At 54.2% G+C, this 10,711-nt stretch carries 10 protein-coding genes; 8 read left to right on the forward strand and 2 right to left on the reverse strand.

Features of this window, described 5'->3' with window-relative positions:
• Positions 1-399: helix-turn-helix domain-containing protein (locus IEY52_RS26005; RefSeq protein WP_189009458.1), on the reverse strand; the 399-nt coding region annotated here is incomplete at its 3' end.
• 109 nt (positions 400-508) lie between these two features.
• Between IEY52_RS26005 and IEY52_RS26010 the strand changes: the two genes are divergently transcribed.
• The 4 genes from IEY52_RS26010 (at position 509) to IEY52_RS26025 (ending at position 3,504) form a co-directional block, all read left to right on the forward strand.
• A complete protein-coding gene (locus tag IEY52_RS26010; protein WP_189009461.1) occupies positions 509-1,690 on the forward strand; it encodes a tyrosine-type recombinase/integrase in 1,182 nt (393 codons plus the stop codon).
• 81 nt (positions 1,691-1,771) lie between these two features.
• Positions 1,772-2,320 (forward strand): polymorphic toxin-type HINT domain-containing protein, encoded by a 549-nt coding sequence (locus IEY52_RS26015; RefSeq protein ID WP_189009464.1) that lies wholly within the window; start codon positions 1,772-1,774, stop codon positions 2,318-2,320.
• On the forward strand, positions 2,311-2,607 hold the full coding sequence (locus IEY52_RS26020; RefSeq protein ID WP_189009467.1) for a hypothetical protein: 297 nt from the start codon (positions 2,311-2,313) through the stop codon (positions 2,605-2,607). The genes IEY52_RS26015 and IEY52_RS26020 overlap by 10 nt, the downstream gene beginning before the upstream one ends.
• 381 nt (positions 2,608-2,988) lie before the next feature.
• A complete protein-coding gene (locus IEY52_RS26025) occupies positions 2,989-3,504 on the forward strand; it encodes a polymorphic toxin-type HINT domain-containing protein (RefSeq protein ID WP_229684990.1) in 516 nt (171 codons plus the stop codon).
• A gap of 481 nt (positions 3,505-3,985) precedes the next feature.
• Here IEY52_RS26025 and IEY52_RS26030 read toward each other — a convergent pair whose 3' ends face one another.
• The gene (locus IEY52_RS26030; protein WP_189009470.1) at positions 3,986-4,615 is read right to left on the reverse strand and encodes a hypothetical protein; all 630 of its coding nucleotides are present in this window, start codon (positions 4,613-4,615) and stop codon (positions 3,986-3,988) included.
• 399 nt (positions 4,616-5,014) lie between these two features.
• On the opposite strand from IEY52_RS26030, the gene IEY52_RS26035 reads away from it, so the two are divergent.
• From IEY52_RS26035 to IEY52_RS26050, 4 genes are read left to right on the forward strand one after another with little or no spacing between them, the layout of a single operon-like run.
• The gene (locus IEY52_RS26035) at positions 5,015-6,181 is read left to right on the forward strand and encodes an Ig-like domain-containing protein (RefSeq protein ID WP_189009473.1); all 1,167 of its coding nucleotides are present in this window, start codon (positions 5,015-5,017) and stop codon (positions 6,179-6,181) included.
• Positions 6,178-8,277: a S8 family serine peptidase gene (locus IEY52_RS26040; protein ID WP_189009476.1), complete on the forward strand. Its 2,100-nt coding sequence runs from the start codon at positions 6,178-6,180 to the stop codon at positions 8,275-8,277. Before IEY52_RS26035 ends, IEY52_RS26040 begins: the two co-directional genes overlap by 4 nt.
• A gap of 5 nt (positions 8,278-8,282) precedes the next feature.
• Positions 8,283-9,581 carry a type II secretion system protein GspD gene (locus IEY52_RS26045; RefSeq protein WP_189009479.1) on the forward strand — a complete coding sequence of 433 codons (1,299 nt, stop codon included), beginning with the start codon at positions 8,283-8,285 and terminating at the stop codon, positions 9,579-9,581.
• Positions 9,578-10,033 carry a hypothetical protein gene (locus IEY52_RS26050; protein ID WP_189009482.1) on the forward strand — a complete coding sequence of 152 codons (456 nt, stop codon included), beginning with the start codon at positions 9,578-9,580 and terminating at the stop codon, positions 10,031-10,033. The genes IEY52_RS26045 and IEY52_RS26050 overlap by 4 nt, the downstream gene beginning before the upstream one ends.
• Positions 10,034-10,711: the final 678 nt, after the last annotated feature.

Here is a 10,711-nt window from a genome sequence, read left to right on the forward strand (position 1 = left end):
CTTCCGGACCTTCAGGCGACCTGCAAAACGCTTGTCCAGTTCCGCTTTGCTGGGTTCTGGTTTGCGGTCCCTGGGGGGTTCACCTGGAGATTGGCTCCTGGCCCACTGCACAGCCTGTGCAATCAGCGTTTCCTGCTGTTCTTCAGTCAGGGTACTGAAGGCTTCTTGCAGGCGTTCCAGAGCGGAAGGAGCTTTCAGGGTGCTCTGTCCCAGTTTTTCTTCCACGGCTGCAGAGGGGATGCGGTAACGGGGTCTGCCCTGTGGCGTGGTACCGATTCGGACGGCTTCCAGGTCTCCTTCTTTGATTTGCCTGCGGACCGTGTCATCGCTGACGTGGAGCATTCTGGCGGCTTCCTGCACGGTCAGCAGGGCCATGGGTTCATGTCGGGTGTGGGTCATGACAGACCTCCTTTCACCTCATTTTACATCAAAAGACGCAAAAACCGCAAAACACGCAAAAATGCTGATGTGCTGAACCTGTCCCACCGGGACAGGAACGGAGACATTTATGTCAAAGCGTGGAAACGGCACTGGCAGCATTCAGCAGCGTGGTAGCAAGTACGTGGTCATCCTCACCCTCGGGAAAGACGAGATGGGCAAGCAGAAAAGGACCAGCAGGCGATTCCCCACACTGGAACAGGCCCAGCGATACCTGGAAGAACAAACCACTCCACCAGCGAGCGGAGGGGCAACCACAGGAAATGAGGCAATCCTTGCTATCAATCTGCAAACCAGTGTGCTGGATTACCTCCAGGAATGGTTGCGCCTCAGGCAGTCTCACATCAGGATCAAGACCCACCAGGAATACCACCGCATCATCGACCTGCATCTGAAATCTTCACTTCTGGCAGATGTAACTCTGGGCAGTTTGACTCCTCTACATCTGGAACGTTTGCTGCTCGGTGAAATCACAGCAGGTAAAACCGTCAAACATGCCCGGTGTGTGCTGCGCACCCTGAAGGCAGCGCTCAATCAGGCGGTGGACTGGAACCTGCTGAGCTTCAATCCGGTCTTGAGGGTAAAAGCACCCAGGGTATCTCATCAAAAGATGCAGGTTTGGACTGCTGACGAAGTTCGTACCTTTCTGGATTGCTGCAAAGTGGAAAAACCTCGTCTCTATGCCCTGTTTTATCTGGCTCTTACCACAGGTCTCAGGCGAGGTGAGCTGCTGGGGTTGCACTGGCAGGAGGTGGACCTGGACAGGCAAGAAGTGCAAGTGAAGTTCAGCCTGGTGCAGTGTGGAGCCAGAGCCGTGCTGGGTGATCCCAAGACACATGCCAGCTATCGAAGGATCTCCTTGTCAGCTGATACCGTGCAGGTGCTAAAAAGTCACCTTGTCATGCAAGAACAGGAAGAAAAGCATTGGAAAGACCTGCTGCTGGAGGAAGAAAGTCTGCTGTTTCCTTCGATCCGAGGGGGATTCCAGCTACCCTCCAACCTGATCAAGGTATTCCACAAGCTGATTGGGCTCGCTGGGGTACCCAGAATCAGACTGCATGACCTGCGACACACCGCAGCTTCCCTGCTGGTGCGGCAGGGGGTTCCCATCAAAGTGGTGGCGGAAAGACTGGGTCATCAGGATGCCAGCATGACCTTACGGGTCTACACCCATGTGTATGAAGAGCAGCGCAAAGAGGCGGCTTTGACCCTGAATGACTTGCTCAAAGATCCTGCAAAACAGATCAGATAACAGTTTTTGGTGCTACCGGGGTGCTACCGAGGTGCTACGGCCTGCTGGTAGCACCATTTTCATTTCGAAATCCCTTGCTGTATGACCTCTCAATTTGAACGCTCCAACTACGTCACGGAGCGTTCAGACGGTGAAGCCAGACCTAAACCCGAGGGGCACCCGGACCTGAGTGAAAAGTGGGTCGGGGCTGGACACCTGAAGATTGGGGACAAACTCAAGCAGGCCGATGGTACCCTCGGTGAAGTCCGTTACGTCAACACCATCCAGGAAGCAAGAATCATGTACAATCTGGAGGTCGAAGAAGCACACACCTTCTTCGTCGGGACTCAGGGCTGGTTGGTCCACAATGGAGATAAGAACTCTTTTAGTAATCATACGGATGAAGGATTACTTAAGTCCCTTGCTTCTTATCAGAAACTAATTGATGAGCATGAGGAAAAGCTCAGTGAGTATCTAGCTGACCCAGATGCTCATGATAACAAAGGCCTTCTCAAGAATGCCACACCTGAACTTAGAGCTAAAATAATTGAGGGTAGAGCGAAGTCAATCGAAAAACAATTAATAAAACAGCGCGGCGAGTATCAAAAGGTAGTCGAAGAGCTTGCAAGGAGGGGATGTAAATGGAAATAGATATCGAAAAATTGAATCTAGTATTCAATAGAATACTAGATAGGATATCTTCTTTGGAAAACGCATCTATTAAATTAGAAGCTGACTATTACTGGATGATTCCCGGAGATCAGTTAACGAATTTGAATCTTGGCAATATAGATCCCGTTATTGGTTCTTTATCCGATGACTGGATGGAACTATCAAAGCTATTAGATACAGAGCGTCCAGTGTCATTTGTAGATTTGGATCGATTAGCCAATCTGCTGAGAATGATGTCAGAAGAGTATAATCCAACCAACAGTTAAAATGTAAGCCCTCCCTGCAACGGGAGGGCTTACACTTTCATAGCTGACAGATCAGCCGACCTTCAGTCAACAGACTTCCTGGCAGCGAAATAAGGTGCAGCCAACCCATGGGATGCTTCTGGAAAAACTACTGATCCAATGGGAGTGGACTGATTTCACAGAGGAAGACTGAGAATCGGATAGTTTGTCGCTACTTTTGGCCCCATTTTGGTGCTACCGGGGTGCTACCGAGGTGCTACCGCCTCCTGGTAGCACCAACTTTGTTTTAGAACTCTGTGCTGGAAGGCTCCGAAATTTGAACACTCCAACTACGTCAAGGAGCGTTCAGACGGGGAACCCAGACCCAAACCTGAGGGCCACCCGGATCTGAGTGGCAAGTGGGTGGGGGCCGGACACCTGAAAGTTGGGGACAAACTCAAGCAGGCCGATGGCACACTGGGTGAAGTCAGGTACGTCAACACCATCCAGGAAGCAAGGACGATGTACAATCTGGAGGTTGAGGAAGCCCACACCTTCTTCGTGGGGACGCAGGGCTGGTTGGTACATAATGGAAATGGACCCGTATATGGGCCATATCAATTGACAGGCAAAGCTCTCAATACCTTACCTAAACCCCCTCATATGGGTATGGTAGAGTTGGGCAAACTCATAGGTTGGGGTGGTAAAGTAACAACAGGTTTTGATGATGCTATTAGAAGAATTGAAACTCTAACAGATGCAGATATTAAGGCTATTTATGATGCTGGTATTGGATCTGATTATTCTCGAACTCTCGCAAATGGATATAGGAACGCACCACAGCCAAATAAAACTGCACCAGGAAGAGCCATATTAATGGATGAAGTTGCTAAGCGCCTTGAGGTCTTAGAGAAAGCAGATGGTATAGGATGTCCATAAACGATAGATCCTTCGCAATCAAGCTAGCAAATAATAACACATCATCACTTACTGTGATGTTTGAGCCATGGGCATCCACTGTTACTCTCGAGACGGGAGACGTGTTAGAAGTTGAATTCTATACACCTAAGGGAACTGTTCCATTAGCCGATATAGAAGTTGTGGAGGATGGCTGGAGAATAGAACCATCCTTTGGTACTAATCTTGTAGTAAAACTGAATAACGAAATTCTAAATTATATTACATATTGAACGATAACCAAAGCCCTCCCCATAACGGGAGGGCTTTCCATTTGCCCACAGCCGACAGACCAGCCGACCTCAAGTCGATGGACTTCCCAGCTACAGGATGAGGTTCAGTCGACCTCATCTGGATTTCTGGAGAAACTTCTGGTTTGGCTGGAGTGACCTGAAATCTCATGGCAGGCCTCGGAAACTGGAGGGTTACTTCGCGCGAAGAAACACGGGTCACGCCCGAAGGTTCATTGTGGCGCGTCGTTGGACTTCCACCACGTCAATGAGCCTGCTTTCTCATTGATGCTCAGGTATTGCCAGTACCCGATGTTGTTCACCTTCACATACACCTCCACAGGAAGGTTGGGATCGTACTGGAATGGGGTGCTCTTCCCCTCGAAGAACACTGGAGCCACAGGCCCAGTGCCCTGTTTGGCCCCCACCAGAGATCCATAGCCGAAGTCATACTCGGGATTGTCCCGCTTCACCACCCCCTTCTCTACACTCAGCAGCAGGTAGTTCCAGTAGCACTTGTAGCGGACCTCCGGGTAAACGCACCCAGACTGCTCTAGAAAGCTGAGGGATGCCTTTCCGGTGCGGTTGTTCTGTTCTGCTCCCAGTTGTCCGACAGAGACCGATGTGGTCATCAGCTTCAGAATGGCCTGAATGCTGTCAGCTTTGGCCGTGAGGCGTCCCTGCTCGCAGGACAGCGTGATCCAGGGGGTGGTCAGTTGATTTCCGGTCACAGTAGACCCTGTTCTGGTCATCCATTCTCGGAACAGGTTTCCATCCCGACTGGTGACCCCTTGATCGCAACGAACAGTGGCTGTGAGGGTCTGACTGGGGTTGGGGAAGCTGCCCTCCAGGGTGACTGACACCGACCAGTATCCAGGCTCATACCAACTGAGGCGATCCAGGGTGGTTCCCTTCTGGGCAAGGCTGAGATGTCCAATTCAAGATGTTGAGTGCGAAAAACACCCAGAATCTGAAGCACAGGATCGTACCTTTGTGGCTTTTGCCCTCCAAAACATTTGACATTAAAAGCCAGTCTGGCCTCCCTGATCGGCAAAACCAACCGATAAAGTTTGATCAAGGTTGACCTGGTGCTTCTTCCCGTTGCTGAGGGTGTTTCCAGAAGTGATCTTCAAGACATGTTTTAGAAACCAGTGGCATGTTGATGATTTTCAACGGTTGATTGTTCTGTGGTCTCATTCTCTCATCAACACCACCAGACAATAAAGACAACACCCCCTTCTCATGTGTCATAATTTTTCTTTGTGAAACATTCTCAAATCAGCACAATCATGGTCCTCACTGCTTGCCTGATCGTTGGGTGCAGTGAAGACATTGCCCCTCCCAGCGGCGCCATTCAATCCCCCTCCGAGGGCAGCACTGTTGGCGGCAAAGTCAACGTGCAGGTGGTGGCCCGCGGAGACGCCGAAATCAGCAAAATTCAATTGTATGCACGGGACCCAGGCAGCCCAGAAGAAGGCGTTTTCATTGGCAGCACCGTCAGCACCCCAGGCATTCTCGAATGGAACACCGGACGGTTTCCCTCCGGAGCCACACTGGAGCTCTACGCCAAAATCAGCGATGCTGCAGGGAACACCGCAGACACTGACCCGGTCCAGGTCACCATCAACAACACCGATGGGGTGAAACTCCTGCGCTTCATGGGCATCCGGGTGCCCCCCGTCAAAAAAACCCTGGTGACACGTCAGAACGTCTGGCAGCGTGAAGTGCAAGATGTGGTTGCGCCGGAAGGTTTTGTGAATTCCTCAGCGAAGACCCTTCAAAAGCAGGCCGATGCGGTGCTGGATGCCAACAGTGAGTATTACCTGGATTGGGTCTGGAACACCTTCAAACCCACTTCTGGGGTGCTCGATGGCTACCGCCTCAAGTACAGCCACAATGCACTCTCGGGTCCTTACGACAAAAGGGTCTCGATTTCGCCTCAGAACACCCCTGAGATTGACAGTGTGGACAAAGACCACCCCCTCACCCCCACCGAAGCCGCAGGCACCCATTACGGGGTGATTGCCGGAGTGGTGGGTGGCGTTGAAATCAGCCTGTCCAATTACACCCAATTTCAGTTCCCCGGAGAGCAAAAGATCAAAAGTCCCCTGAATGGTGCGGTGCTCTCCACAGGCAAACCCACCTTGACCTGGGAAGCTCCCATCGGTGCGGATGCTTACGTGTTCTACGTGTATGACAAAGATCCCACCACCGCTGGCAAAGAGGCCAACGTGCTGTGGACGGTGCCTGCCAATGCCAATGGTCAACTGGTCGCCATCAAGGACACAAGCGCCACCTACCCTGGCAGCCAGACTGCCCTGGGCGCTGGCGTGTATTACTGGAAGGTGATTGGGTACGACTTCAACGATGACAAGCTGATGGTGGCTGCCACCATCAGCCCGGTGTGGACGTTCACGGTCGCCCCATGAAACCCACTGCCCTCCTCATGCTGACCTTGATGCTTTCGGCCCTGACAGCTTGCAGCGAAGAAGAAGAAACCCCCAAAGTCACCTACAAACTGAATTCTGTGGTGCCCACCACGGCTTCCCCTGGAGACAGCATCACCCTGGTGGGGAAATTCCCAGGCGATGCAAAGGTGATGCTTTCAGGTCAGGTTCTGCCCAGCCAGCAAAAAGCAGAAGGCCTGCTGGACGTGACCCTGCCCACCCAGATGCTGGCGGGCGAGGTGGTTTTGCAGGTCACCGGAACCGCTTTGCAAACCGTTTACACTGTGCTGCCCAAAATCAACAAGGTCAGTGTGCAAGAGAACGTCCTGCACATCGAAGGTGTGGGCTGGAATGATGGCACCAAAACCGCCAGTGACCTCACCACTTTTGTGCAGGGCACCAGCCAGGATCCTGTTGTGAAAGATGGGGAATTGCTGGTCAACCTGGGCAACTCCAGTGTGTATGGACCGGTGCAGGTGCGGGTGCAGGTCAACAAGAAGAGCAGCCCGGAATATTATTTCACCCATGAGGCGGCCATCGCCACCGGGAAAGTCTTGCTTCCTGCCAGCAGCCTGAAAAGTCCTGTTGCAAAGCAACTGGCCGTGTCCCCAGAAAGCCCTTCCAACTACCAGCAACTGGCTGTTTACCTGCAAGAGATGCAAGACCAGCAGAAGCTCAAAACCCTGGCCTCTCTCCAGGGTGCGGAGGTGCGGCAGTGCTTTGAAGCCTTTTTTGCCTGCCAGGTGCATTTCCCTGACCATGCCAGCGCCAGTGAAGCGTTGTCCGTCTGGCAGAAGGAAAGCTGGATTGTTTCCCTGCACCCTGACGATGTGGCTTCGGTCTCTGTCAGCAACAATCCCTGCAAGCCCACAAACCCAGATCCCCTGATGCTGGGCAGCCAGTGGCACCTGACCCGCATGAACATGATGGAAGCCTGGAAGAAAACCCTCGGGAAGGGCATCACTGTGGCCGTGGTGGACAGTGGCGTTTTGTCCCATCCCGAATTTGCAGACCGCCTGCTTGCTGGTCATGACTTCGTGGATGGAGACGAAAACCCCACCGACACTTACGGACACGGCACCCATGTGGCAGGACTGATTGGCGCAAACCTCAAACTCAGAGGCACCGCCCCCGAAGCATCCCTGCTCCCGGTGCGGGTGCTGGATTCCAACGGGTCCGGAGACATCCTCAAAGTGGCCCAGGGCATCCTTTACGCTGCAGGTCTGGACAAAGAGCACCCCAATGCCCACCCCGCCCAGATCATCAATTTGTCCCTGGGCCTCAACACATTCAACACCCAGATGCCTGCCCTGGAATCGGCCATCCAGCAGGCCCAGGGCCACGGGGTGCTGGTGGTGGCCGCCACCGGCAACGACAGAAAATTCACCCCTGCCTTTCCGGCCAGCATGCCCGGGGTGATCGCGGTGACTTCCGTTGCTGGACCCACCGACACCTATCAGCCCACCTATGCCAACCGGGGGCCTGGTACCCTCATTGCCGCTTTCGGGGGAGACCTGGGAACAGACCAGGACCACAGTGGACTCAATGACGGCATTCTCTCCACAGCCATCGATGGCAAAGATCCCGTGTATGGCCTGTGTGCAGGCACCAGCATGGCCGCACCACAAGTCTCAGGGATCCTGGCCCTTGGGCTGGCCCAGGGCATCGCGGCGAAAGACCTCGTTCCGCTGATGACCCGCAGTGCCGTGGACCTGGACGTGTACGGCAAGGACTTGCAGACCGGGTATGGCCTGATCAACCCCACCTTCATTCCCCGCATGCAGCCAGACACTTTCGTGGTGGCGCTCGATGCCCAGAATGGGGTCATCACCTGGGCAGCCGTGCAAGAAAATGGCCGTTTCACCCTGAACAACCTGCCGCCCAGCACCGCCCTGAAAGTGCTGGCCGCCAGTGACCTCAACCACAACCACATCCTGGGGGAAACCGGAGAGGGCCTCAGTGCCGTCCAGACCCTGAATTTTGCTGCCCACAGCCAGACCGCCCTGAGTCCGTTCACCCTCACCCTTGCGGATGGCAAAACCCCTGTCACCCTCACCGATTTTGAAGGACCCCAATGATTCACATGAAGAAAATCCTGCTGCCTTTCCTTGCTGCCCTTTCCCTCTCTGCTTGCGTTGCTTCTGCCGCTTCCCTCACCTTACAGCAAGACCAGGATTCGGTGATTCTGGCGAGTCCAGAGGCCATCCGTTACACTGCAGACAGCCTCAGCCACACCCTGATCCTCACGGACGCGGACCTTCCTGCAGAAAGCCTGCTGAACCTGGGCATCACCTGGAAGCAGGACGGTAAAAACCTAGTTCTCACCTTGCCCAAAAACCTCTGGTATTACCTCTCTCCAGATGGCAAGCGGCTCTTCATCAGTGCACCTTCCCTGAGTGGCAGCACCGTGCTGAGCGCCCCCAGCAACGAGAACCGCGAAGCCATCATGTACTACCTGAAAAGCGCTGACCCTGCCAAAGTCAGCAGTTTGCTGGTCAAACTGCACCCCAGTGTGCGGGTGGAGGTGGACGACCGCCAGCGGGCCATGGTGGTGTATGTTTTGCCGCAGGAAAAAGAAAAAGTCGGGAAGTTGATCAAGCAACTTGATGCCGAACGCCCCCAGGTGATCTTCGAGGCCGAAATCCTGGAGATCAACCAGAACAACTCTGAAAAACTGGGGATCGATTACGAGGCTGCCCTGGGCATCAGCATTTCTGAGGCCACCCCGGCCAGTCTGTTCAAGTTCGGCAAATTCACCCGCAGCCCCATCGGCACCGGGAAATCCGGCGGGGGCGGCATTGGCTTCACGCTGAACTTCCTGAAAAGCAACGATGTGGCGCAGGTGCTGGCCCGACCCCGCGTGACCGCACTCGATGGGGTGGAGGCCCGCATCAACAGCACCCGCTCACAGGTGATTGTGGTGTCCAAAGACGGCAACCAGTCGTTCCAGACGCTCACCACCGGGATCACCATGCGCCTCCTGCCCAAAGTCTCACCGGATGGGGTGATCGAATCGAACATCACCGTCACGGTCTCGATTCCCTCCACCACCACCACCAGTGGGGAATTGAGTTACTCCACCCGGGAAGCCAGCACCACCGTGCGGGTCAGGAACGGAGAGCCCATCGTGATTGGCGGCCTGATCGAGAACCGCACCAGCGAAGCCGTCAAGAAACTGCCCATCCTGGGGGATTTGCCGTTGATTGGGGGGCTCTTCAGAAGCACCTACACCACAAATCAGCGCAGCGATCTGGTGATCATCGTGACCCCCAGGCTGATTGTCCCCGATGAATTCCCGGCCAGCGAAGTGAACCTGGACGCTGCACCTGCAGTTCCAACCCAGCCTGTGCAGGCCCCTGCCCTGGAGACCCCCCAGCCATGAAACATCTGTTGAAGGCGGTTGTGCTGCTGGCCGTCCTCACGGCCTGTGCCCCCTCTGTGACCCAGCCGGATGAGGAGGCCCCTCCAGTGACCGCATTGGACGCTGGCATGGCCCAGCAACTGCAAGAGGCTTTCTCTGAGATCTTCACAGATGCAGGCATCGTGATCCAGCAGAAGAGTGCGTTCAAGTACGCTGGCCTGAGTGCAACGGGTTTCACGGCCCTGATCAACCTGTATTACAAAAACCACCCTGGGTTCTGTCCGGTGGTGGACGGGTTCTACATCTCTGAATCCCGTCCGAACACCTACATGACCCTGACGGCAAAGGGTAACAAAGTAAGCGCCTTTGTGTACGACCAGAGCGAGAAACCCTTTGTGACTTACGCCTATCTGGAAGGCGAGAGTAGGCAGGTGCTGGAAACCCGGTCCTGTGACAACGATCAGGCGAAGTAGCATTCGGCAAGAAAACAGACTCTCCTGGGTGAAAGCTCAGGAGGGGTATCGTTTGGATGAATCAGAGCTTCAGATCAGGAGGCAACCACCAGAAAAGCGCATTGGATGATGAAAAACCCCTTCTGTTCGACTAGGATGTTGAACTGACCCCATACAGTTTTCGCCGGGTCATCTTCCGATTGACATTCAGGACTTCCAGAAACTCCGGGAAGGTGGGTGTACGAGGAGCAGCAGAGGGTCAGGGTAAGATCCTCTGGAGATGATCGAGCAAACTGCGGAGGTTTGAGCAGGAAGTCAAAAGCACCCGCGAGAGCCTCTCAGAAGCCCTGGAATCAGGCCGCATGACCCCCGAAGTGGCCTGCCTGTCTGCTCAGTACCATCTCGAAATGGTGATGGATGTGCTGGGACGACTCAATGCCCTCTCTGGCAGTGTGGCCAGTTGAGGGTTTTTGAATTGTAGATGGTGGGACTATAAGGCTTTGATGCCATCCTCGTACCGTGCGGAAGGGCATTAGCTTAGGCGGTGGGTCTGATGTTTCTGCTGGCCGCATTTGCAGGGATAGGGTTCATGGCTGCTGAGGGCTTCCCGGATTTGAGGTTAACTGAGATTTTTGTGTGTTAGGCCAGGTCCCCAAAGTGGGAGAATGAGCCTGTCATACCCCTTCGAGCCGACAAGCC

The sequence above is a fragment of the Deinococcus roseus genome (assembly GCF_014646895.1).
GTDB classification, from domain to species: Bacteria; Deinococcota; Deinococci; order Deinococcales; family Deinococcaceae; genus Deinococcus_C; species Deinococcus_C roseus.